21 protein-coding genes are annotated in these 22,620 nt (G+C 64.2%); 12 read left to right on the top strand and 9 right to left on the bottom strand.

From position 1 onward, the window contains the following. Positions 1–78 precede the first annotated feature (78 nt). From zwf to ACUJ47_RS12615, 5 genes are read left to right on the top strand one after another with little or no spacing between them, the layout of a single operon-like run. On the top strand, positions 79–1,527 hold the full coding sequence (zwf, locus tag ACUJ47_RS12635) for a glucose-6-phosphate dehydrogenase (RefSeq protein ID WP_445538737.1): 1,449 nt from the start codon (positions 79–81) through the stop codon (positions 1,525–1,527). Further along, positions 1,520–3,325: a phosphogluconate dehydratase gene (gene edd, locus ACUJ47_RS12630; protein WP_445538736.1), complete on the top strand. Its 1,806-nt coding sequence runs from the start codon at positions 1,520–1,522 to the stop codon at positions 3,323–3,325. Before zwf ends, edd begins: the two co-directional genes overlap by 8 nt. Beyond that, entirely contained in the window at positions 3,322–4,308 is a 987-nt protein-coding gene (gene glk / locus ACUJ47_RS12625; RefSeq protein WP_445538735.1) for a glucokinase, read from the top strand. The genes edd and glk overlap by 4 nt, the downstream gene beginning before the upstream one ends. Continuing rightward, positions 4,305–4,919: a bifunctional 4-hydroxy-2-oxoglutarate aldolase/2-dehydro-3-deoxy-phosphogluconate aldolase gene (eda, locus tag ACUJ47_RS12620; protein WP_445538734.1), complete on the top strand. Its 615-nt coding sequence runs from the start codon at positions 4,305–4,307 to the stop codon at positions 4,917–4,919. Before glk ends, eda begins: the two co-directional genes overlap by 4 nt. Continuing rightward, entirely contained in the window at positions 4,916–7,693 is a 2,778-nt protein-coding gene (locus tag ACUJ47_RS12615) for a phosphoenolpyruvate carboxylase (RefSeq protein ID WP_445538733.1), read from the top strand. The genes eda and ACUJ47_RS12615 overlap by 4 nt, the downstream gene beginning before the upstream one ends. A 3-nt stretch (positions 7,694–7,696) precedes the next feature. Here the strand turns inward: ACUJ47_RS12615 and tilS are convergent, their stop codons facing one another. The 5 genes from tilS to ACUJ47_RS12590 form a co-directional block, all read right to left on the bottom strand. Further along, positions 7,697–8,602: a tRNA lysidine(34) synthetase TilS gene (gene tilS / locus ACUJ47_RS12610; RefSeq protein ID WP_445538902.1), complete on the bottom strand. Its 906-nt coding sequence runs from the start codon at positions 8,600–8,602 to the stop codon at positions 7,697–7,699. A 43-nt stretch (positions 8,603–8,645) separates the two neighbouring features. Continuing rightward, entirely contained in the window at positions 8,646–9,629 is a 984-nt protein-coding gene (locus ACUJ47_RS12605) for a tetratricopeptide repeat protein (RefSeq protein ID WP_445538732.1), read from the bottom strand. A gap of 141 nt (positions 9,630–9,770) precedes the next feature. Next, entirely contained in the window at positions 9,771–10,598 is an 828-nt protein-coding gene (locus ACUJ47_RS12600) for a helix-turn-helix domain-containing protein (RefSeq protein ID WP_445538731.1), read from the bottom strand. Positions 10,599–10,734: 136 nt separating this feature from the next. Further along, complete coding sequence (gene ptsP / locus ACUJ47_RS12595) at positions 10,735–13,005, bottom strand: phosphoenolpyruvate--protein phosphotransferase (RefSeq protein ID WP_445538730.1); 2,271 nt, start codon at positions 13,003–13,005, stop codon at positions 10,735–10,737. Positions 13,006–13,108: 103 nt separating this feature from the next. Further along, positions 13,109–13,264, bottom strand: coding sequence for a YdcH family protein (locus ACUJ47_RS12590; RefSeq protein ID WP_445538729.1), 156 nt, complete (start codon positions 13,262–13,264; stop codon positions 13,109–13,111). Between the two features lie 167 nt (positions 13,265–13,431). On the opposite strand from ACUJ47_RS12590, the gene ACUJ47_RS12585 reads away from it, so the two are divergent. Continuing rightward, positions 13,432–13,629, top strand: a complete 198-nt coding sequence (locus ACUJ47_RS12585) for a YdcH family protein (protein ID WP_445538728.1) — start codon at positions 13,432–13,434, stop codon at positions 13,627–13,629. 231 nt (positions 13,630–13,860) lie between these two features. Then, entirely contained in the window at positions 13,861–14,319 is a 459-nt protein-coding gene (locus ACUJ47_RS12580) for a DUF1465 family protein (RefSeq protein ID WP_445538727.1), read from the top strand. Positions 14,320–14,339: 20 nt separating this feature from the next. Here the strand turns inward: ACUJ47_RS12580 and glpK are convergent, their stop codons facing one another. Further along, positions 14,340–15,809 (bottom strand): glycerol kinase GlpK, encoded by a 1,470-nt coding sequence (glpK, locus tag ACUJ47_RS12575; RefSeq protein WP_445538726.1) that lies wholly within the window; start codon positions 15,807–15,809, stop codon positions 14,340–14,342. Positions 15,810–15,869: 60 nt separating this feature from the next. Between glpK and ACUJ47_RS12570 the strand changes: the two genes are divergently transcribed. The 3 genes from ACUJ47_RS12570 to nadA all read left to right on the top strand — a co-directional run bounded on the left by ACUJ47_RS12570 (position 15,870) and on the right by nadA (position 18,673). Beyond that, the gene (locus tag ACUJ47_RS12570) at positions 15,870–16,751 is read left to right on the top strand and encodes an MBL fold metallo-hydrolase (protein WP_445538725.1); all 882 of its coding nucleotides are present in this window, start codon (positions 15,870–15,872) and stop codon (positions 16,749–16,751) included. A 92-nt stretch (positions 16,752–16,843) separates the two neighbouring features. Further along, a complete protein-coding gene (locus tag ACUJ47_RS12565; RefSeq protein ID WP_445538724.1) occupies positions 16,844–17,611 on the top strand; it encodes a hypothetical protein in 768 nt (255 codons plus the stop codon). Positions 17,612–17,686: 75 nt separating this feature from the next. Beyond that, positions 17,687–18,673 (top strand): quinolinate synthase NadA, encoded by a 987-nt coding sequence (gene nadA, locus ACUJ47_RS12560; RefSeq protein ID WP_445538723.1) that lies wholly within the window; start codon positions 17,687–17,689, stop codon positions 18,671–18,673. 6 nt (positions 18,674–18,679) lie between these two features. Here the strand turns inward: nadA and ACUJ47_RS12555 are convergent, their stop codons facing one another. Beyond that, positions 18,680–19,579, bottom strand: a complete 900-nt coding sequence (locus ACUJ47_RS12555; protein WP_445538722.1) for a DMT family transporter — start codon at positions 19,577–19,579, stop codon at positions 18,680–18,682. A gap of 68 nt (positions 19,580–19,647) precedes the next feature. On the opposite strand from ACUJ47_RS12555, the gene ACUJ47_RS12550 reads away from it, so the two are divergent. Beyond that, positions 19,648–20,754 (top strand): alkene reductase, encoded by a 1,107-nt coding sequence (locus ACUJ47_RS12550; protein WP_445538721.1) that lies wholly within the window; start codon positions 19,648–19,650, stop codon positions 20,752–20,754. Positions 20,755–20,775: 21 nt separating this feature from the next. Here ACUJ47_RS12550 and ACUJ47_RS12545 read toward each other — a convergent pair whose 3' ends face one another. After that, positions 20,776–21,066, bottom strand: coding sequence for a hypothetical protein (locus tag ACUJ47_RS12545; protein WP_445538720.1), 291 nt, complete (start codon positions 21,064–21,066; stop codon positions 20,776–20,778). Then, a complete protein-coding gene (gene lipB, locus ACUJ47_RS12540) occupies positions 21,054–21,734 on the bottom strand; it encodes a lipoyl(octanoyl) transferase LipB (protein ID WP_445538719.1) in 681 nt (226 codons plus the stop codon). The genes ACUJ47_RS12545 and lipB overlap by 13 nt, the downstream gene beginning before the upstream one ends. Positions 21,735–21,813: 79 nt before the next feature. Between lipB and ACUJ47_RS12535 the strand changes: the two genes are divergently transcribed. After that, the gene (locus tag ACUJ47_RS12535; protein WP_445538718.1) at positions 21,814–22,608 is read left to right on the top strand and encodes a glycerophosphoryl diester phosphodiesterase membrane domain-containing protein; all 795 of its coding nucleotides are present in this window, start codon (positions 21,814–21,816) and stop codon (positions 22,606–22,608) included. The last annotated feature ends 12 nt before the right edge of the window (positions 22,609–22,620 follow it).

The raw sequence follows: 22,620 nt of genomic DNA, 5'->3' as shown, positions 1-22,620 counted from the left end.
TATGGCCCACATTTGCCCGACGCGCTAGACACCAGTGATACCACGCGTGGGAGAAGCGTTTAAATGGAGGTTCCCTCGATGACCGGGACAGGATTTACGGCTGACCGGTTGCTGTTGTTCGGCGCCACCGGCGACCTGTCGCAGCGCATGCTGCTGCCCTCGCTGTGCGCGCTGCATGCCGATGAGCTGATCGATCGGGACCTCAAGATCATCGGCACGGCGCGCTCCGAAATGTCCGACCACGACTTCCGTAATTTCGCGCGCGAGGCACTGGAGAAATACCTGCCCGCCGAGCGGCGCGGCGGGCTCGCCGGCTTTCTCAACCGCCTGTCCTACCAGCAGCTCGATGCGACCCAGCTGGCCGGTTATGACGAGCTGGCGAAAAAGGTCGGTGAACCGAAGCAGGGGCTGGCGATCTTCCTTTCGACTGCACCAAGCCTGTTCGAACCGACCATCAAGGGGCTGCAGCACGCCGGGCTGGACGGCGCGCATGTGCGCATGTGCCTCGAAAAGCCGCTCGGCACCGATCTGGGTTCGAGCTGCGAAATCAACGATGCGGTTTCCGCCGCCTTCCCCGAAGACCGGATCTTCCGGATCGACCACTACCTGGGCAAGGAGACGGTGCAGAACCTGCTGGCGCTGCGCTTCGCCAACCTCATGTTCGAGCCGATCTGGAACGCGGCGCATATCGACCATGTCCAGATCACCGTAGCCGAAACGGTCGGGCTGGAAGGCCGCGTGGCGTTCTATGATGATGCCGGCGCGCTGCGCGATATGGTGCAGAACCACATGCTGCAGCTGCTGGCGCTGGTCGCGATGGAGCCCCCCGGTAGCTTCGACGCCACTGCCGTGCGCGACGAGAAGGTGAAGGTGCTGCGCGCGCTGCGCCAGATCGCCACGGGTGAAACCGTGACCGGGCAATACCGCGCCGGCGCAATCGGCGGAAAGGCCGTCCCCGGCTATGACGAGGAGCTCGGCAAGGCTTCGGACACCGAGACCTTCGTCGCGATCAAGGCCCATGTCGACAATTGGCGCTGGAAGGGCGTGCCCTTCTACCTGCGCACCGGCAAGCGACTGCCCCAGCGTGTGACCGAGATCATGGTGCAGTTCCGCTGCGTGCCGCATTCGATCTTCGCCGGAAAGGGAGCGACCATGCAGCCCAACCGGCTGGTCATCGGCATCCAGCCGGAAGAGAACATCACCCTCTCGCTGATGTCGAAAGTGCCCGGGCTGGACCGCGAGGGCATTCGCCTGCGCCAGGTGCCGCTGGATATCGCCATGCCCGACGCCTTTGTCGGCCAGCACCGCCGCATCGCCTATGAGCGGCTGCTGCTCGACCTGATCGAAGGCGACCAGACGCTGTTCGTGCGCCGCGATGAGGTCGAGGCGCAGTGGCACTGGGTCGATGCGATCCGTGCAAGCTGGCACGCCGAAGGGCTAACGCCCAAGCCCTATACCGCCGGGAGCTGGGGGCCGAGCGCCGCAATCGCGCTGGCCGAGCGCGACGGGGTGAGCTGGCATGAGTGAGCTCAATCCCGTCATTGCGCGCGTTACCAAAAGGGTGATCGAGAAATCGCGCGGCACCCGCAGCGCCTATCTCGATTTGATGGAGCGTGAGGCCGATCGCGCGCCCGACCGCAGCCAGGTCTCCTGCTCAAACCTTGCGCATGCCTTTGCCGGGGCACTCGAAGACCAGGCCGCGATGAAGGCGGGGCGCGGGCCCAATATCGGCATCGTCACGTCGTACAATGACATGCTTTCCGCGCATCAGCCCTATGGCCGCTATCCCGAACGGATGAAGGTCTATGCCCGCGAAGTGGGCGCCACCGCGCAAGTCGCGGGTGCGACGCCAGCGATGTGCGACGGGGTGACGCAGGGCGAAGACGGGATGGAACTGTCACTGTTCAGCCGCGACGTCATCGCGCTGTCGACCGGGGTCGCGCTGAGCCATGCGATGTATGATGGCGTGGCCTTGCTCGGCATTTGCGACAAGATCGTGCCCGGGCTGATGATTGGCGCGCTGCGCTTCGGCCATTTGCCTGCGATCTTCGTGCCTTCCGGTCCCATGCCCAGCGGCATCGCCAACAAGGAAAAGCAGCGCGTTCGCCAGCTCTATGCCGAAGGCAAGGTTGGGCGCGACGAGCTGCTGGCGAGCGAGATGGGCAGCTATCACTCGCCCGGCACCTGCACTTTTTATGGCACCGCCAATTCGAACCAGATGATGATGGAGATGATGGGGCTGCACATCCCCGGCTCTGCCTTCGTCCAGCCCGGCACAAAGCTGCGCCAGGCGCTCGACCGTGCCGCGGTGCATCGCCTCGCCGCTTTGGCGGGCACGCGCGAACGCACCATGGCGAAATGCGTCGACGAAAAGGCGATCATCAACGCCGCAATCGGCCTGCTCTCGACCGGCGGATCGACCAACCATGCGATCCATATCCCGGCGATGGCGCGCGCGGCGGGCGTGCAGTTCGACTGGGACGATTTGAGCGAACTGTCCAGCGTCGTGCCGCTGGTGGCGCGGGTCTATCCCAATGGCGCGGGCGACGTGAACCATTTCCACGAAGCCGGCGGCATGGGTTACGTGATCGGCGAGTTGCTGAGCGAAGGGCTCGCCCATCGCGATATCCTGACGGTGTGGGACGGCGATCTTTCCGCCTATGCCAACGAACCCGGCCTCGACGGCGAGGAACTCGTCTGGCGCGAAGTCGGCGCCAGCGGCGATCCCGAAATGCTGCGCCCGGCAAGCGATCCGTTCCAGCCCGATGGCGGAATGCGGCTGGTGCAGGGCAATCTCGGCCGCGGTTGTTTCAAGAGTTCTGCAGTCGAACGCGAGCGCTGGACGATCGAGGCGCCGTGCCGCGTCTTCGACGAGCAGGCCGATGTGACCAAGGCATTCAAGGCGGGCGAACTCGACAGGGATGTCGTGGTCGTGGTGCGGTTCCAGGGTCCGCGCGCCAATGGCATGCCCGAACTGCACAAGCTTACCCCGCCCTTGGGCGTGCTGCAGGATCGTGGCTATCGCGTGGCGCTGGTCACCGATGGCCGCATGTCGGGCGCATCGGGCAAGGTCCCGGCTGCGATCCACGTAACGCCCGAGGCACTGGGCGGTGGCCCGCTCAGCAAATTGCGCGACGGCGATGTCGTAAGGCTCTGCGCGGCCACCGGCGAGCTATCGACCACGGCCGACCTTGCCGCGCGCGAGGCGGCATCCTATCCCTCGCCCGCGTCGGGCGTAGGGCGCGAGATCTTCGCCATGTTCCGCAATATGGCCGATGGCGCAGAGAAAGGCGGCAGCGCGATGCTGGCGACTTCAGGCCTATGACCCAGCTCGTAGCCGTAGATATCGGGGGCACTCACGCCCGCTTTGCCATCGCGACGATCGCGGATGACGGCAGCATCGCGCTGGGTGAGCCCGAAACGCTCCACACCGTCGATCACGCGAGCTTCCAGACGGCGTGGGAGGATTTTCGCGACCGGCGGGGGGGCACCCTTCCCCGCGCGGTCAGCATGGCGATTGCCGGCCCCGTTGGCGGTGAAGTGATCCGCTTCACCAACAACCCGTGGATCATCCGCCCATCGCTGGTGAAGGAAAAGCTGGATGTCGACAGCTACTCCATCGTCAATGATTTCGAGGCTGTTGCGCATGCCGTAGCGCGGGCAAGCGAGGATCAGTTCATCCACCTTACCGGGCCCGACAAGCCGCTTGCCCCGACCGGACGCCTCAGCGTGCTGGGTCCGGGCACCGGCCTCGGCGTCGCCCATCTCTACCGCGAACCTGATGGCACCTATCGCGTCTCTGCCACAGAAGGCGGACATATCGATTTTGCCCCGCTCGACCAGATAGATGACGCGATCCTTGCCCGGCTGCGCAAGCGCCACACCCGCGTCTCGGTCGAGCGCGTAGTGGCGGGCCCCGCCATTTCCGACATTTACCAGACGCTCGCGGCAATGGAGGGCAAGCCTCTCGCCGATGAAGACGACATTGCCATCTGGACCCGCGGGCAGGACGGCAGCGACAGCCTGGCAGCGGCTGCGGTTGACCGCTTCTGTATGTCGCTCGGCAGCGTGGCGGGCGATATCGCGTTGGCGCAGGGCGGCTTCGGCGGCGTGGTGATCGCCGGAGGCCTTGGATACCGCATCCGCGAGACCCTGCTCAAATCCGGCTTTGCCGAGCGATTCAAGGCCAAGGGCCGGTTCCAGGAGCTGATGGCTTCGATACCGGTCAAACTGATCGTCCATCCGCAGCCGGGCCTGTTCGGTGCCGCGGCCGCCTATGCCTCTGAACACAGGAAACCAGCCCAGTGAAGCCCATCGAAACCATCATGCGCACCGCTCCGGTGATCCCGGTGATCGTGATCGACGAAGTCGATCACGCGGTTCCGCTGGCCGAAGCTCTTGTCGCAGGCGGGCTGCGGGCACTCGAAGTGACCTTGCGCACACCTGCGGCATTGGCGGCGATCAGGGCGATGAAGCAGGTGCCCGGAGCCGTCGTGGGCGTGGGCACGGTCACCAACCCGAAGGAACTCGATGACGCGTTAAACGCGGGCGCCGAATTCGTCGTCTCACCCGGCCTGACCGAACCGCTCGCGCGCGCCGCGATTGCAGCGCAAGTGCCGTTCCTGCCGGGCACCGCCAACGCCAGCGACATCATGCGCGGGCTCGATTTGGGCCTGACGCATTTCAAGTTCTTCCCGGCGATGGCGGCAGGCGGCCTGCCGGCGCTGAAGGCGCTCGCAGCGCCCTTTGGCCAAGTGCGTTTCTGCCCCACGGGCGGGATTGGGCCCGACAATGCCTCCGAATGGCTGGCGCACGAGGCCGTGCTTTGCGTGGGCGGCAGCTGGGTTTGCCCGCGCGGCGCGCCCGACAGGTCTGCGGTGGAGGCGCTTGCCCGCGAGGCCAGCCAGCTCGGGTCATGAACGGCGTCGGCGCCCTGATCGAGCAGCTTGGCCTGCTCCACAACCGGACGCAGGAAACGCCGCTGTTCAATCCCGTTTTCCAGCTCGGGCTGGACCTCTCGCGCCAGCTAGAAGGCGGCGAACTCGATCTTGCCGCGATCGAAGCGCTGGTGGCCGAACTCGAATGCGAAAGCATGCAGAGCCGGGCATCGCGGCTGCGGCGGCTGGTCGCCCCGGTCGCAATCGTCGACAACCGGCGAGAGTTGGAGATGTCGCTGACCGAGCGCGAATTCCCGGCCTTCCGCGCCCGCTGGGAACGCCCGCAGCTCCACGCCGTGTTCACCGCCCACCCCACCTTCCTGCTCACGCCCGATCAGTCTGCGGCAGTCGCCGACGCGGCGAGCAGCAGTGCCGATATCGGCCTCAACGCCTGCGTGACCGGCGCAGAGCGCCCTGCCATCACGCTGAAATACGAGCATGGGCGAGCGATGCGCGCGATCTCCCATGCGCAGGATGCCCGCGATGCGATCGTCAGCGAAATGCTGGAGCACGCCGCGGCGCAGTGGCCGGAGCAGTGGCACGAACTCGAGCCCTTGCCGTTCCGCTTCGCCAGCTGGGTCGGCTACGACATGGATGGCCGCACCGACATCAAATGGTACGATTCGATCGGCTTCCGCCTGGGTGAGAAGGCCGAACGGCTGGCGCGATATGCCGCGTCGTTGGCTGCGATCGATGCGAACCACCCGCTGCTGAACGATCTGCGCGGCGCGCTTGCCTATTCCGAAGCGCGTGCTGCCGATTTCGCGGAAGACCTGGCTTCGCCCGATGCGCTGTCCAGCGCCGCCAATCGCCTGACCGCCGACGATCCGCACAAGCTTCTGAGCCTCACGCCGCTGATCGACGCGCTCGAAGCCGAGGCCCGTGAGGCAGCGGACGAGCGCGCTATCGCGCTCAAGACCCTCGCCGCCGCGATGCGTGCGGACGGATTGGGCATGGGCTGGATCCATTTCCGCGTGAATTCGAGCCAGTTGCACAATGCGATCCGCCGCCGGATCGACCCCGACAACACGCTCGACCTGGCCAGCCGCGGCGCAATGGCGGCGCTGCGTGAAATCCTGGCGCAAGTGCAGCCGCTGCGCAGCAATTTCGCCGCGCTCGCGATCGAAAGCTCGACCGCGATCCGCCAGTTCCTGGCGATGGCGCAAATCCTGGCGCATGTGGATTCGGATGCGCCGATCCGCATGCTGATTGCCGAGTGCGAGCAGCCTTCGACCATCCTTGCCGCGCTCTATTTCGCCAAGCTGTTCGGGATCGATGACAAGGTCGACGTGTCGCCGCTGTTCGAGACTGAAAGCGCGCTCGAACATGGCGGGCGCTTCCTCGACGCCCTGTGCGCAGAGGAAAGCTATCAGGCCTATGTCCGCCGGCGAGGGCGGCTGGCGATCCAGACCGGATTTTCAGATGCCGGCCGCTTTGTCGGCCAGATCCCGGCGAGCCTTGCGATCGAACGGCTGCAAGGGCGGCTGAGCGAAGCAATGGTGGCAAACGGCCTCACCGATGTCGCCGCGCTGATCTTCAACACCCATGGCGAAAGCATGGGTCGCGGCGCGCATCCCGACAGTTTCGAGGATCGGCTGACATGGCCGCTCAGCCCCTGGGCGAAGCGGCGCTTCCTGCGTGCGGGGATAACGCTCGAACCCGAAGTCAGCTTCCAGGGCGGTGACGGCTATCTCTTCTTCGCTACGCCCGAACTGGCGCGCGCCACGCTGACCCGGATTGCAGAGCTGCGCCCGGCGGAGACCGATCTCGATGCACCGGTCGATCCGTTCTATCGCCGGACCGATCTCAGCCTCGATTTCTACCGTGCGATCCGCAGCCACCAGCGCAAGCATCTGGAAAGCCAAACCTATTCGCGCGCGCTCACTGCCTTCGGGTTGGGTCTGCTCAATCCCACAGGCAGCCGCGTGTCGCGCCGCCAGAGCGACATCGCCGCCGATCGCGGAATGAACCTTCGGCAAATCCGCGCCATCCCGCACAATGCGATCCTGCAACAACTGGGCTATCCGGTGAACGTGATCGCCGGTGTCGGCAGTGCAGCCGACGGCAATTACGAGGAACTGGCGGCACTGCTGACTGAAAGCGCCCGCGGGCGCCAATTGGTCAGGCTGGTGCGCAGTTCCAATGCGCTCGCCAGCATCAAGACTGTGGCGGCATTCGGCGAGCTGTTCAACAGCGCCTATTGGGCGAGCCGCCCCTATCGCGGCACAGAAAGCCATCTTTCGGACGCCTGCGAAGCACTGGCCGAATATCTCACCACGGATGACCGGACCGGCGTTTTCCGTCGCCTCGCTTCGCGCCTAAGGGTCGATGCGCTCAAGCTGCACCGCCTGCTGGCGCTGATTCCCAATGAAAACCCGCTGGACGACCGCGAGACTGTCCGTCGCACGATCGGCGTGGCGCAAGCGATCCGGCTGGCGCTGCTGCAACACATGTTCCTGCGCGCGGTCTCGATTCCCGCCTTCAGCCGCGCCAATGACATCAGCCGCGACGACGTGATGGAGATGGTCTTCACGCTGCGGATCGACGATGCACTCGCGCAATTGCGCCGCGCCTATCCGACGCATTTCCCGCAGATCACCGATTTCGACGTGAATGCGCCGAGCGATTATCCCGACAGCAGCGGCGAAGGCTATGCCACTATCGCGCGCGACTATATCGACCCGATCGAGCGCGCCTATGCGCTGTGCCTGCGGCTATCGACCGCGATCGCCAACGAATTCGGCGCGCACGGCTAGGCCTTAGTGGCGGGGCGGTTCAGGGCGCAGTACCCATGCATCCTTCTCCGCCCGTGCGAGCACACTGGCGAGATTTCCCCCCTCGCCGCGTTCGAGCACATCGAGCAATTCGGCGACTTGCGACAGGCGCGGCTGGCCGCCGAGCCGCTCAAGCGCGCGCGCCAGCACCCGCAAACGGATCTCGCGCGGAGTCGATGACTCAGGACGATAGCGGATTTCGCTATCCGCCAAGTCGACCTGCTCATCCCACTCCGCCCGAGCGTAGTGCTGCAGCGCCGCCTCTGCATCCGCCAGACAGGCCGCGCTTTGGGCAACGGCCGCCGGGTCGAGCCAGTCAGCCGTGGCCAAGGCCTTGCGGATGCGTGCACGGTCGAACCGATCATCCTCGTTCGAGGGATCGCGTGCAGGAGCCACGACGCAATCCCGCACGATCCGTTCAAGCTCGTCCTTGCGCCAGCCCAGAAGGGGGCGCAGCACAATCCCGCCATTGGCGGGATTGCTGCCACGCGAACGGACCCCGGCAAGCCCGCCCAGCCCGCTGCCGCGGTTGAGCCGCATCAGCAGCGTTTCAGCCTGGTCGTCCGCATGATGCGCGGTCATCAGGATATCGATGCCTCGAGCCTGCTGCCATTCGCCAAGCGCGCGGTAACGCGCCAGCCGCGCTTCCTGCTGCAGATTGCCCGGCGCCACTTCAACCTTGAGCACCGCATGCGGTACGCCCAGTTCATCGCAGATGGATGCAACCATCTCCGCCTCGGCGGCACTCTCAGGTCGCAACCCGTGGTCGACCGTGGCAGCTTCAATCGCGCCCGGCCGCGCCGCTGCAGCCAGCAACAGCAATGCAAGGCTGTCCGGCCCGCCCGAAACCGCCACACCCAGTTGCGCGGAGCCCGCCCCGAGACGGGCCAGCTCCGCGGCAAGGCGCGCAATCAGTTCGGGAGGGAGCGCCCTATCAATTGCATTTCACCTTTTGCCGGTTGGAATCGTACTGGCTCTGCAGGCGGCCGGTCGCGAGCGCCGGATAGGTTTCCGCGAATTCGGCCAGTGCGATGCAGGCGCGGCTGGTATCGTCGAGAGCGATCATCGTCTCGGCAAGGTACAGCAGGCTATCGCCAGCGCGCGCGGCCTGCTTGTCCACCTGGTAATTGCGCAGGAACCAGGGCGCCGCTTCGCGCGCCTTGCCATCGTCGAGATAGGCACGGCCAAGCAAATTGCGGCCATAGGTGGTCCGCCAGTGGCTGGGATATTTCTCGACGAAGAGCGAAAGCTGCTGCTGCGCTTCGGGGAAATAGCGGGCCTCCCACAGGCGGAAGCCATAGGTGTATTCATCATCCCCGGCGTCTTCGGTCTGCGGCTTTGTGATCGCCTGCACACCGGCAAGGCGGGTCGCGGTGGGGCCGGTCGCTGCCGGAGTTGCGGATGCGGCAGTGGCGGGAGCAGCGGCTGCCGCTGGCGGCAGTTCTGCAGTCGGGCGTGCAGTAGTGCCTGTCATCGCCGCAAGGTTGCTCTGGGTTGCCGCCGGTTCTTCGGCGGGCGCGGAAGTTTCCTCGGCGGCAGGTGCACCATTAGCTTCGAGCGCCGCCACACGTTCCTCCAGCAGGGCGACCGCATTGCGGTTTTCCTCGCCAGCTGCCGTCAGGCTCTGCAGCTGGGCCTCGATTGCGTCGAGCCGCACCAGAATATCGGTGACGGCCGTGGTCGAAGTCGTACTGGCCGGATTGCGGTCAGGCGTCTGGGCGGTGCTGATTTCAGGTTCGAAGAAGCGCGCATCGCCACCAGGGAAGACCTGGCGCTGCAGGGCGCGAATTTCAGACTCGATCTTGCGGATACGCGCTTCGGACGACTGCTCCTGCGCCATTGCAGGCACGGGCGAAGTCGCCACCACTGCCAGGGCAAGCCCGGCGGCAGCCGCACGCGAAAGGGGGAACAATTTCACTTGCCGAACTCCTCGATCAGAATGGCAGGCTGGCACACAGCCCCGGGGGGTCTGCCACGCCTTGCCTGAACCTCAGGCGAATCCTGCCTCAAACCGCCCGCTCAAGTCGAGCCGTTGACCCGCCAAAATGGTGGGAAATCCTCAGCCGGTTATGACTTGCGAGGCAGGCTCCGGCGTCGCCGCCGGTTCCGGGCGCTCGCGAAGCGCCTTTGCCGTGATGGCGACATCGCGCACTGTCACCTGCTGCTCGGCCAGCTTTGGTGCAGGTTGGCCACCGATCGTGATCGCGAAGGCATCGGGCCTGCCGGTCCAGACGCGCGGATCGCGCGCGTCTTCCGGCACGACAAAGCGCTCACCACGGGCCATCAGCTTCTGTTCGAGCCTGCGCCCGCCTGCCTCGTAGAAGCTCACCCACACGCCGTCTTCCAAGGCAGTGAACACAACCTCGTCGGCCGAAGCGGCAGGCGCAGCCGGAACCGCGGCGGCGGCCCTGGGCGCGGGTGCGGGTTCAGCCTCTGCCACGATTGGCGCGGGATCGGCGCCTGGCGCATAGAAGCGCGAGTAAAAGGCATAGACGCCAATCGCCAAGAGCAACACCGCGATGATGGAAGCCCAGACAATCCCCGGAGGTGGGACCTTTGCCGGATCGCCCGGTTCGAACCCGGGAGCATATGAATGGCGATGCGCCCCTCCCTGCGCCAGCTCCTCGCGCAACTCGGCGAGCAGCTGATTCTCGTCGAGCCCGAGTTCGCGGGCATAGGTGCGGGTGAAACCGATCGCATAGGTCCGCGCAGGCAGTTCGGCAAAATCGCCCCTCTCGATGATCTCGATATGGCGCAGCGCAATGCGCGTCCGCCCGGCCATGTCGGCAAGCGAAAGCTTCTGCTCCTCACGCGCCCGCCGCAATTTCTGGGCGACGCCTTCGAGCGGCAATTCTCCGTCGTGCGAGACGATCTCTTCCTCATCCATGGTTTTGCGACCCTTATTTCCCGTGGCAGAAGAACGCTGTCCTGCCGATGGTGTCAAGCGCGCCGGACGCGCCCCGATGCCGGATCGGGACGAGCCGTCCTGCACATAGGGTCAATGAATCCAGCGCACTCCGGCCTCAGTCGGTTTCGATGCCGCGCTGGTCGGCCCAGGCCTGCAGTTCCTTGCGCAGTTCCACCGTCGGGTCTGACAGCCAGCCATTCATTGCCGCAGTGATTTCGCCAAGGTCCACTTTGCGCACCAGTTCCTTGATCGGGCCGACAGCGGCGGGCGTGATCGACAGGCGGCGGAAGCCGATGCCGAGCAGCGCCAAGGCCTCGAGCCTGCGCCCACCCATCTCGCCGCACACGCCCAAATCGACCTGCTGGCCCACCATCGCCAACGAAACACGGCGGAGGAAGCGCAGGATCGATGGGCTCAGCCAGTCGTACCGCTCGGCCAATTTTGGATTCGCGCGATCCGCCGCGAACAGGAACTGAGTCAGGTCGTTGGTGCCGACCGACAGGAAATCGACCCGCGGCAGCAAGATATCGAGCACTTCGGCGAGCGCAGGCACTTCCAGCATTGCGCCGAAGCGGATCGAATCCGGCAACAGCTTTTTCTTCGTACGCAGATGATTGAGCTGGTCTTCGAATACCTGCTTGGCAGCGTCGAATTCCCACGGCTCCGACACCATCGGGAACATTACATAGAGATCGCGTCCCGCCGAAGCTTCAAGCAGCGCGCGCGCCTGCACCTTGAGCAGGCCTTCGCGCTCCAGCGCGAGCCGCAGCGCGCGCCAACCCATGGCAGGATTCTCGTCATGCTCGGCGTGTTCGGACTGGAGATAGGGCACGGCCTTGTCGCCGCCAATATCGACCGTCCGGAAGATCACCGGCTTGTCGCCCGCCGCATCGAGCACATCGCGATAGAGCCGCGTCTGGCGCTCGCGCTGGGGCAAGGTGGCCGAAACGAGGAACTGGAATTCGGTGCGGAACAGCCCGACCCCGTCCGCCCCGGTCATCGCCAGCGCCGAGATATCGTCGCGCAGACCGGCATTGATCATCACCTGCACTCTCGTGCCGCAACGCGTGAAGGGTTCGACGTCGCGCAGCTTGGCATAGGCGGCCTGCTTCTCGCGCGTCTTGGCGAAGCGCGCATCGAACGCGGCCGTCACCTGCGGCGAAGGGCGGATCGTCGCGGTTGAATTGTCGGCGTCGAGCAGGATTTCGTCGCCATCGCGGATAATCCCGCGGATACCCCGAGCGCGACCGAGCACCGGAATACCCATGGCGCGCGCCACGATCACCACATGCGCGGTGAGCGAGCCTTCCTCGAGGATCACGCCTTTGAGCCGACGCCGGTCATATTCGAGCAGTTCGGCCGGGCCGAGATTGCGCGCGATCAGGATCGAATCTCGGGGCAGGCCCTGCTGCGCCGCGGTACCCAGCTGACCTGAGACGATCCGCAGCAGCCGGTTCGCCAGATCCTCAAGATCGTGCATCCGGTCGGCCAGCAGCGGATCGTCGATTTCGCGCATCCTCATGCGGGTGCGCTGCTGCACGCGCTCGATCGCCGCTTCGGCAGTGAGCCCGCTGTCGATCGCTTCATTGATGCGGCGGCTCCAGCCTTCGTCATAGGCGAACATCTTGTAGGTCTCGAGGACCTCTTCATGCTCGCCCGCGCCGCCGAATTCGGCCTGGCTGGCCATGTTGTCGATCTGCTCGCGCATCTTGTCGAAGGCGCGATAGACCCGCTGGCGCTCCGCCTCGATATCGTCGGCCATCACCTGGTCGATGGTGACGCGCGGCTGGTGGTACACCGCCTGCCCGGCGGCGAGCCCCTTCACCAGCGTCAGCCCGGTCACCGTCTGGGTGCCGGTCTGCCCCTCGGTCAGGCCAAGCGCCTCTTCCTCATCGATCAACCCGGCATTGGCGATCAGCTCGGACAGGACCATTGCAGTGGTCTGCAGCGCCTCGATCTCGATGTCCTCGTAGCGCCGGGGATCGACATGCTGCACGCACAGCACGCCCACCGCGCGCTCGCGATAGACGATCGGGACGCCCGCGAAGCTGTGATACTTCTCTTCGCCCGTTTCAGGGCGATACTGGAAGTCCGGATGCGCCTTTGCCTCGGCCAGGTTCAGCGTTTCGATATTGGCAGCGATCGTGCCGGTCAGGCCTTCGCCGATCGCCATGCGGGTGACGTGGACCGCGCTCTTGTTGAGGCCGCGGGTCGCGAACAGTTCCAGCATGCCTTCGCGCAGGAGGTAGACCGAGCAGACTTCGCTATCGAGGCTCTGGCCGATGATTTCGGCGACCTGATCAAGCTTGCCCTGCGCATGGAGGCGGGAAGCCATCACCTCGTGCAGGCGGGTGAGGATCAAGCGGGCTGAAGCAGTGGCAGACATCGGCCGTACCTATAGCAGCTTGGGCGCAATGCAAAACGCCACAATGCATCGCCTGCACAGGCCAGGCGCGATCGCAGTTCAGAGGTGAATCAGCCGCAGCCGATCAGGTGGCAGAGAGTTCTTCCTTGATGCGCAACTTGTGCTTCTTGAGTTGCTGGACCATCGCAAGATCGGGCGCGGGCCGGTTCATTTCCTCGCGAAGACGGGCTTCGAGACCGGCATGTTTGGATTGCAGCGCTTGGACGTGCGACGATTCCATCAAGGTTCTCCTCTGTGGGTTAATCACAGGAGCGACTCGTCCAGGCGCGAACGAGCCGCGAATTGTCATCAAATCATAATATCCCTATCTTGAAAAGACCGGCCGACCCCCTATTCGGCACGTAACGTCCGCCGCGCGAGCCAAAGACATTTTCGGGAGGCACTTGATTGACCGAGCAGGAGTTTCGCAAGCGGCTGGAACTGCTGCGTACCGAGCATCGCGATCTCGATGCCGCAATCACCGCGCTGACCGAAGCCGGATCGCAAGACCAGCTGCAAATCGCTCGCCTGAAGAAGCGAAAGCTCAGGCTGAAAGACCAGATCGCACTGATCGAAGACACGCTGCTGCCCGATATCATTGCCTGATCGCAGGGGAGCCGGGTGTGCAGCCGGGCTGCATCCCCACATCGTAAACCGCCCGTCGTCAGATGGATGCGCTGCCTGCATCGAACATACGGAAATACCGAGTTTTTTGGCGTCTTCTTGGTTAATGCCGCCTGCCGATCCGTACCGGTTTGGGACAATGGCCCGAGAAGTGGCGGAGAATATGGTTGCCGCTCTGGACCTTGGCCCGATCTCGGGATTAGCGGTGTCGCCATGGTTCGTACCACCAGCCTTTCACGTCCGATCATTGAATCGCTCTACAGCGAAGCCTTGCTGCTCGCCGATGAAGTGCGTTCGGTGTTCGCGCTGGGCATGGGCGAGCCCGCGGCCGACACCAGCGACCAGCTACGCCTGGCGCTGTCGAGCGAAGGGCTGCGGGCCACGACACGCATGATGCATATCCTTGCGTGGCTACTCAACCAGCGCGCCTATTTCGCGGGCGAACTCAACGAAGCACAGTTGCGGCGCCATGGGCGCTTGCCGGAAGATCGCCCTTCGCGCGCCGAAGACCTCGATCTTCTCGAACATGGCACGCGCGACCTGATCGACGATACGATCCGGCTGCACCGCCGCATTGCCCGGCTCGACCAGGCATGGGGCGAACGGTTCGACGCGCAGCCGATGGTGCATCACATGCACGAACGCCTCGGCCGCGCGCTCAACCAGCGCTGACCTTAAGCAGACGTCGCAATTCAGGCCGCCGCCAGCGCGGCGTGCCAACGCGCCAGCCGCTCGTTCCGGACCTCCGCCACCATTTCCGGCGCAAAGCTGCTCAAATCGCCGCGCATGGCAGAGGCCGCAGTTGGCAGGTCCGGATGAATCCCGGCTCCCGTTGCAGCCAGCATCGCAGTGCCCAGCGCGGTCGTTTCGACGAAATCGGGCCGTTCTACCGGCAGTCCAAGCATGTTGGCGAGGTCCTGAGCCATCCAGTTGTTGGCGCTCATCCCGCCGTCGATCCGCAGTGTGGCCCAGCGTGCGTCATCGGCTGCGAATGCTTCGGCAAGATCATGCGTCTGGTGCGCCATGGCTTCCAGTGCAGCGCGTGCCAGTTCGGCCTTGCCGCTGGCGAAACTGAGACCGGTTATCACTCCGCGCGCGTCGGCCCGCCAATGCGGTGCTCCCAGGCCGGTGAGCGCGGGCACGATCGTTACCCCGCCGCTGTCGGGGATCGAGCGGGCGAGCGCTTCGGTCTGCGCAGCGACATCGACGATGCCGAGTGAATCGCGCAGCCATTGCACCAGGCTGCCCGCGACGAAGACCGAGCCTTCGAGCGCATAGATGCGTTGCCCACCCAATTGGTAGAGCACCGTACCGAGCAAGCGATTGGCCGAGGCGGGAATTTCGCCGCCCTTGTGGGTCAGCACGAAAGCGCCAGTGCCAAATGTCGCTTTGGTTTCTCCGGGAGTTAGGCAAGCCTGCCCGATGGTGGCGGCCTGCTGGTCGCCCGCGAGCCCGGTGATCGGGATTTCGCGCCCGAGCCATTCGGCCCGTGCCACGCCCAACTCGCCCGCATTGTCTACCACTTGTGGCAAGGCGCCATGCGGCACGCCGAACAATTCGCACAGCCCCTCGTCGAAGCCCGCCCCGCCCAGTTCCATCAGCAAAGTGCGGCTGGCGTTGCTGGCATCGGAGACATGCGCACCGCCAGTGAGCTTGTAGACAAGCCAGCTTTCGACTGTGCCCAGCGCCAGCCTGCCCGCTTCCGATGCACCGCGCACCGCCGCGTCATTATCGAGCAACCAGCGCATCTTCGTGCCAGAGAAATAGGGATCGAGCAGCAGCCCGGTGCGGCGCTGCACTTCGGCTTCATGCCCGGCCTCGCGCAGGTTCGCACAGAAATCAGCGGTCCGCCGGTCCTGCCATACGATGGCGCGGGCGAGCGGCTCGCCGGTCGTGCGATCCCACGCCACCACCGTTTCGCGCTGGTTCGTGATGCCGATGCAGGCGATATGATCAGCACCGCCAGCCTTTTCAGTCACTTCGCGCGCGCAGGCGAGCGTCTTGTTCCAGATCTCGGCGGCGTCGTGCTCTACCCAGCCGGGCGTAGGGTAATGTTGGGTGAGTTCCTGCTGCGCGACGCCTTTGAGCGCGCCGCCGCGATCGAACAGCATCGCACGGGTCGATGTCGTCCCCTCGTCGAGCACCAGGATAAATTCACTCACGCGCGGCCTCCCAATTCTCTCAGGCGTGACATGTGGCAGGCTCATCGCCATATGCAAGCCATGGCGTTACCTCCAAAGCCCTGGCCCACCGGTATGGCCGAACTATGCGAACCGCTCGTGCGGCGCGTGCTCGCGCCCAATCCCTCGCCCTATACATACACCGGCACGCAGACCTATATCGTCGGCAATGCCGGCGATGTGGCGGTGATCGATCCCGGTCCGGCGGACGAAGCGCATATCGAGGCCATTCTGGCAGCGATCGGAGATGCTAATCTCGTCGCGATCATGTGCACGCATACACACCGCGACCATTCACCGGCTGCCGCGCCACTTTCAGAACGCACCGGCGCGCCTGTGGTAGGCTGCGCGCCGCTGGTGATTGAAAGCGACCTGCCGCGCAGCGACGAAGCCTTCGACACCACTTATGCCCCCGATCGCGTGCTGGAAGATGGCGAAGCGATGACGGGAACCGGCTGGACCCTGCGCGCGCTGCACACGCCGGGGCACACGTCGAACCATCTGTGCTTTGCGCTTGAGGAAAGCGGCGCGCTGTTCACTGGCGACCATGTGATGGGTTGGTCGACCAGCGTGGTGATCCCGCCCGACGGGGACATGGGCGATTACATGAAGAGCCTCGACAAGCTGCAGGCGCGCGATGACCGCGTCTATTATTCGGCCCATGGCGAACCGATCGAAAAGCCGCGCCAGCTGGTGCGGGGGATGATGGGCCATCGCCGCCAGCGCGAAAACCAGATCCTGCGCCTGCTGGGTGACCGCGCACGCACGATCCCGGAATTCATACCCGAAATGTACAAGGGCCTCGACGAAAGGCTAGTCAAGGCCGCGCAGATGAGCGTCACGGCACACATGCTCGACCTGCAAAAGCGCGGAATGGTTAGTTCTTTCGACGATGTCTGGACGCTTTTGGTCGACCGTCCCTAGCGGATCGCGGCAAATTCGCCATCTGGCGCCCGTCTTCCCTGCTTTGCCGCTCCGATATAGGATGCGGGCGGGGACGAGGAGGGTTTCAAACAATGGCAACTACTTTCAAGATCCACGCCGATCCCGAACGGCGCTTTTTCCAGATCATGGCCTGGGTGATGTCGCTCATCATCGTGGCCGGCTTCGCAACCAACCTTGCAATGGGCCGTTCGACCTTCGACGTGCCTTGGCAATATCACGTGCACGGCCTGGTCTTCTTCGGCTGGGTGGTGATTTTCCTGGCTCAGGCGAATTTCATCGCAGGCGGCAATGTCGCCTTGCACAAGCGGCTGGGGCAACTCGCCTATCTCTGGATTCCGCTCATGGTCGTAATGGGCTTCGTCATCATGATCGCCGTAATGCGGCGCAATGGCGGCCCGTTCTTCTTCGACCAGAACGAATTCCTGATCAGCAACATTCTGCAGTTGCTCGTGTTCGCCGGGCTTGCTTTCGGCGCGTTGAAGGCGCGGCGCCACACCGGCTGGCACCGTCGCCTTATGGTCTGTGCGATGGCGATCCTGACCGGCCCGGGCCTTGGGCGCCTGCTCCCGATGCCGCTGATGATGCCGCATGCATGGCGGATCATGATCGTGGTCACGATGATCTTCCCGCTGGTCGGGGCGATCGCCGACTGGCGCCGCAGCGGTAAAGTGCATCCGGCATGGCTGTGGGGGATCGCAATCGTACTGGGTGCGCAGGTTGTGGCTGATCTCATCGCCTATAGCCCGCTGGGCGTTTCGCTGACCGAACAGGTCGTGGCAGGCACTCCCGGCGCCGAGCGGCCGATGGAGGCCTTCATGCCTCCCGGTTTCACGATGTAATATCGGCCGAAACGCGCTCGCAAATTGCCGCTGGCGCCCTATATGGATGCCAGCGGCAACTGACTGGATTGATTGATGAGCGTCGAGACCAAAGTCCCCACCGGCAAGGACCTGCTGGCCGAGATCGATCGCTTGCGCAAAGAGCGCAACGCAGTGATCCTGGCGCATTACTACCAGACGGCCGATATCCAGGACATCGCCGACTTTGTGGGGGATTCGCTCGAACTCAGCCGCAAGGCGGCTGATACCGACGCTGACGTGATCGCCTTCTGCGGGGTCAAGTTCATGGCGGAAACCGCCAAGATCCTCAGCCCCGAAAAAATCGTGATCCTGCCCGACATGGACGCCGGCTGCAGCCTTGAAGACAGTTGCCCGCCCGAGAAGTTCAAGGCCTTCCGCGAAGCGCATCCCGATCACATCGCGCTGACCTACATCAACTGTTCGACCGAAGTTAAGGCGCTGAGCGATGTCATCGTCACCAGCTCCAGCGCGGAGACGATCCTTGCGCAGATCCCGCCCGAGCAGAAGATCATCTTCGGCCCCGACCGGCACCTGGGAGGCTATCTCAGCCGCAAGTTCGGGCGCGAGATGCTGCTGTGGCCTGGCGTGTGCATCGTGCACGAGGCATTCAGTGAGACCGAGCTGCTCAAGCTCAAGGAACAGCATCCCGGCGCGCCGGTGGCAGCGCACCCCGAATGCCCGCCTTCGATCGTCGACCATGCCGACTATGTCGGCTCGACCAGCGGCATATTGAAATTCGCCAAGGAGTTCGAAGGCGACACGCTTATCGTGGCGACCGAACCGCACATCATCCACCAGATGGAAAAGGCGCTGCCCGAGAAGAACTTCATCGGCGCACCGGGGGCGGACGGCAACTGCAGCTGCAACATCTGCCCCTATATGGCGCTCAACACGATGGAAAAGCTCTATGTCGCACTGCGCGACCTCGAGCCGCGGATCGAAATCGAGGAGGATCTACGCCTGGCTGCCAAGAAAAGCCTCGACCGGATGCTGGAAATGGCGAGCGGCACCGTTGGCAAAGGCGACCTCGGCAAGGTCTGATCGTTGCTAGCTGGTTGCAGGCCTGCTCCCACGGGCCACCACCAGCGCACTGCCCAATAGCACCATGCCAAAAATATCGAGCGGCAGCAGCACTTCGCCGAACACGCCATAGCCATAAAGCGCCGCGACCGCCGGCTGGGTCAACAGCGCAAGCCCTATCACCAGCGGAGGGAAGTGGCCCATCGCATAGACCAACAGCCCCTGCCCCACTAGCTGGCTGACGACAAAAAGGCCCACCACGGGACCCCAGTCACTCGGCCAAACCGGCTCGCCCAGCGCCAGCGCCAAGGCGAGCAGCAAGGGGCAAGCGAAGATGCTCACCCACACCAGCAGGCTCCAACTGCCGATCGTCCGGCGCGCTCCCTGCAAGGTGATAAGATAGACAGCGTAAAGCAGCCCTGCGGCGAGGCAGAACAGGTCGCCCACCATTGTGGTGGTGGAGATTTCCGCGCTGCGCCCCATCAGGATGGCGGCACCTCCAAGCGCGAAGAGGATCGCGAGCCATTCCATACCGCGCGGCAAATGGCGCGCTATGATGAATCCCCAAAACAGCATCACGATGCTGCCGGCATTGCCGAACAGCGTGGCATTGCCGAGCCGGGTCAGTTCGATCCCCACATGCCAGCTGGCCAGATCGAGACCGAAGGTGACTGCACCCAGCGCCACCAGCGCCAAAGTGCGCCGCGGTATGCCGGTCAGTGCCTGCCCGCTGGCTCGGGCAACCAACGCGAGGAAAGGTAGCGCGAGGAACAGCCGCCAGAATCCCGCGGAAACCGGGCCGGTGTCCGCCAACCGCACGAACCACGGGCCAAGCGCCAGCGCCACATTGCCTGCAAGAAGGGCGAGCAGCAGCAGCCAGCCGCGCGGCCGGGCAAGAGATTCTTCCACGCCCCCCTCTTTTTCCATGGTTGCGCCGTAGCCCTGAAATCCCCAAGTGCGAAGCCGAATAGTTCGGACAGGAAAGGACAATCCCCTTGCACGACGCTCTCTTCCAGCCGCTCAAAATGGGCGCACTCGAAGCGAAGAACCGGATCTTCATGGCGCCGCTCACACGCGGCCGCGCGGCCGAGCCGATGTTCGTCCCCAATGAAGTGATGGCGACATATTACCGCCAGCGAGCCGGAGCGGGGCTGATCATCAGCGAAGCGACCGGGATCAGCCGCGAAGGGCTGGGATGGCCCTCAGCGCCGGGCATCTGGAGCGACGAGCAGGCCGAAGCATGGAAGGCTTCGACGAAGGCTGTGCATGAAGAAGGTGGGCTGATCGTGATGCAGCTGTGGCACATGGGCCGCATTGTCCATCCCTATTTCCTCGACGGCGAACCACCTTTCTCGGCCAGCGCCACCTGCGCGCCGGGCCATGCGCATACACCGGTGGGGCGGCAGGATTACCAGCCCGCCCGCGCCATGACGCTCGATGACATCAAGCGTACCATCGGCGACTATCGCCGTGCCGCCGAAAATGCCAAACTTGCCGGGTTCGACGGGGTCCAACTTCACGGCGCGAACGGCTATCTGGTCGACCAATTCCTGCGCGACGGGACCAATTTCCGCGACGACGAATATGGCGGTTCGCCCGAAAACCGCACCCGCTTCATGCGCGAGGTGCTCGAAGCGCTGGTCGACGTGTGGGGCGCTGACCGCGTCGGTATTCGCCTGTCACCCAATGGCGAATCTCAAGGCTGCGACGACAGCAATCCTCCCGCGACATTCGCTGCCGCTGCCAAGGTGTGCGAGGATCTGGGCCTCGCCTTCGTGGAACTGCGCGAACCCGGCCCGGAGGGCACGTTTGGGCAGACCGACGTCCCCAAGCAAAGCCCGCTGATCCGCGAGATCTATTCGGGCTCGCTGGTGCTCAATAGCGATTACACCGCCGCGGAGGCCGATGCGGGCGTAAGTTCCGGCAAGTGCGATGCGGTGAGCTTCGGGCGGCCCTATATCTCCAATCCTGACCTCGCCGAACGCATTCGTGTGGGCGCGCATTGGAACCCCAATAAGGATGTGCCCAAGAGCTGGTACTTCCCCGGGGAAGCGGGTTACGTCGATTACCCGACACTGGCAGAAGAACAGGCCGTAGCCTGATTGGTTGAAGGGCAGGGCCGGCTATCCGGCGGGCGTCTCTTCGCCTGCCGGGACCGGTTCGGCTGCAACCTCGCCGTCTTCGCCTGTAGTTTCGCCTTCTTCCCCGGCTTCGCCTTCCTGTTCGGCGCTTGCTGCGCGCAACACAGGCGATTGCGATTGCAGCTGGTCTAGCGGCAGCATTTCGTCGCTGATCGAACCGCCGAGCACTTCGCCTTCGGCTTCGCGCGCGTCGTCGCCACGTTCGGGTGTCTGCCCACTGCAGGCGGCCAGTGCGAACATGGCTGGCAGGATTGCAATTGTCAGGCCTCGCATGAATGTCTCCCGCTTGCACTGGCCAGATCTTCGAGGAAACCGGGCGCCTTGGCAATCAGCGCCTCGTCCCATTCCTGTGGCGAAATGTCGAGCCCCAACCGCTTGAGGCTGGTGACGCCGAACTCTTCGATCCCGCACGGTACGATGCCGGTGAAATGCGACAGGTCCGGATCGAGATTGACCGAGAAGCCATGCATGGTGACCCAGCGGCGCACGCGCACGCCGATTGCACCGATCTTGGCTTCGCGCCCGTCGATGTCATTGGTCCAGATGCCGACCCTACCATCGACCGCCCAGCCTTCGACCCCGAAGATGGCAAGCGTCGCTATGACCCATTGTTCGAGCCCGTGGACGAAGCAGCGCACATCCTTGCCGCGCTTCGTCAGGTCGAGCAACACATAGCCCACCCGCTGGCCCGGCCCGTGATAGGTGTAGCGTCCGCCACGCCCTGCCTCGACCACTTCGAAGCGCGGATCGAGCAGCTCGTCGGCGGCTGCGCTTGTCCCCGCAGTATAGACCGGGGGATGCTCAAGCAGCCAAACCAGCTCGCGCGCCTCGCCCACGGCGATCGCGGCATTGCGAAGCTCCATTTCGGCCAGCGCATCGCGATAGGGGACTTGCCCCGTTTCGCGGCGCCACTCGATCGCTTCTGTGGTTTGCGGATCCATCGCCGATTGCGTGGGGACATTCGCCTCGCTTATCAAGGGGGGAGCGCAATTTTCGCGTATCGACCGGGGAGAAGCAGTCATGAAGCTGGATATGGGCGCGGCGTGGAACACTGCCACTTCGCTTATCGGGCGCAACCGCGATGTCGTGCTGGTAGTGGCCGGGGTCTTCTTCTTCCTTCCCTCGCTGGCAATCTCGCTGATCATGCCGGAGGCCGCCGCAATGCCGATAGCTGAATCGGGCGATACCGAAGCGATGATGTCTTTCATGATGAGCCTCTACGCCGACTACTGGTGGGCAATCCTCCTTTCTGGCGTCGCGCAAGCAATCGGCACGCTGGCGCTGTTGACGCTGTTGACCGATCGCGCAAGGCCAACTGTGGGTGAAGCAATCAAGCGCGGGGTACTTTCCTTCCCGTCTTACTTCGTGACCAACTTGCTGGTGGTATTCGCAATTGCGATCCCGGTTGCGCTCGCCCTGGTAGCCAGTCCGCTGGCCATTTTCCTCGTCGCGCCCATCGCGATCTATCTGGCGATCAAGTTCTCGCTGATCATGCCTGCGATCGCAATCGACGGCATCCTTAATCCGCTGGGCGTCCTGTCACGTTCCTGGCGGCTGACCAAGGGCAACAGCCTGCGGCTCTTCGCTTTCTACATGCTCCTTTTCATTGCGACCGTGGTCATCTTCGCGCTGGTCTCAATGGTGTTCGGGGTCGTTTTCGCAGCCATGGGCGGCGAGATCGAGAAGATCGGCAATGCCGTGGTCAGCAGCGCGATCAGCGCCGGGTTCGTGGTGATTTTCTTCGCCGTGCTTGCAGGCGTGCATCGCCAGCTTGCCGGTGACCGCCCAGAGCAACCGGCCGAAATTATCGAGTAGCCACCGCGCTCG

This window comes from Altererythrobacter sp. Z27, from assembly GCF_052683155.1.
The sequence above is the reverse complement of the archived record's forward strand: the minus strand, read 5'-3'. Positions and strand labels throughout refer to the sequence as shown.

Bases quoted from the DNA above. Each gene is read 5' to 3' on its own strand.
- nadA (WP_445538723.1), top strand. From the start codon at position 17,687: ATGAGCGTCGAGACCAAAGTCCCCACCGGCAAGGACCTGCTGGCCGAG.
- ACUJ47_RS12590 (WP_445538729.1), bottom strand. From the start codon at position 13,264: ATGGAATCGTCGCACGTCCAAGCGCTGCAATCCAAACATGCCGGTCTC.
- ACUJ47_RS12565 (WP_445538724.1), top strand. From the start codon at position 16,844: ATGGCAACTACTTTCAAGATCCACGCCGATCCCGAACGGCGCTTTTTC.
- ACUJ47_RS12545 (WP_445538720.1), bottom strand. From the start codon at position 21,066: ATGCGAGGCCTGACAATTGCAATCCTGCCAGCCATGTTCGCACTGGCC.
- ACUJ47_RS12615 (WP_445538733.1), top strand. From the start codon at position 4,916: ATGAACGGCGTCGGCGCCCTGATCGAGCAGCTTGGCCTGCTCCACAAC.
- zwf (WP_445538737.1), top strand. From the start codon at position 79: ATGACCGGGACAGGATTTACGGCTGACCGGTTGCTGTTGTTCGGCGCC.
- glk (WP_445538735.1), top strand. From the start codon at position 3,322: ATGACCCAGCTCGTAGCCGTAGATATCGGGGGCACTCACGCCCGCTTT.
- ACUJ47_RS12555 (WP_445538722.1), bottom strand. From the start codon at position 19,579: ATGGAAAAAGAGGGGGGCGTGGAAGAATCTCTTGCCCGGCCGCGCGGC.
- ptsP (WP_445538730.1), bottom strand. From the start codon at position 13,005: ATGTCTGCCACTGCTTCAGCCCGCTTGATCCTCACCCGCCTGCACGAG.
- ACUJ47_RS12570 (WP_445538725.1), top strand. From the start codon at position 15,870: ATGGCGTTACCTCCAAAGCCCTGGCCCACCGGTATGGCCGAACTATGC.
- ACUJ47_RS12580 (WP_445538727.1), top strand. From the start codon at position 13,861: ATGGTTCGTACCACCAGCCTTTCACGTCCGATCATTGAATCGCTCTAC.
- ACUJ47_RS12600 (WP_445538731.1), bottom strand. From the start codon at position 10,598: ATGGATGAGGAAGAGATCGTCTCGCACGACGGAGAATTGCCGCTCGAA.
- ACUJ47_RS12535 (WP_445538718.1), top strand. From the start codon at position 21,814: ATGAAGCTGGATATGGGCGCGGCGTGGAACACTGCCACTTCGCTTATC.
- lipB (WP_445538719.1), bottom strand. From the start codon at position 21,734: ATGGATCCGCAAACCACAGAAGCGATCGAGTGGCGCCGCGAAACGGGG.
- edd (WP_445538736.1), top strand. From the start codon at position 1,520: ATGAGTGAGCTCAATCCCGTCATTGCGCGCGTTACCAAAAGGGTGATC.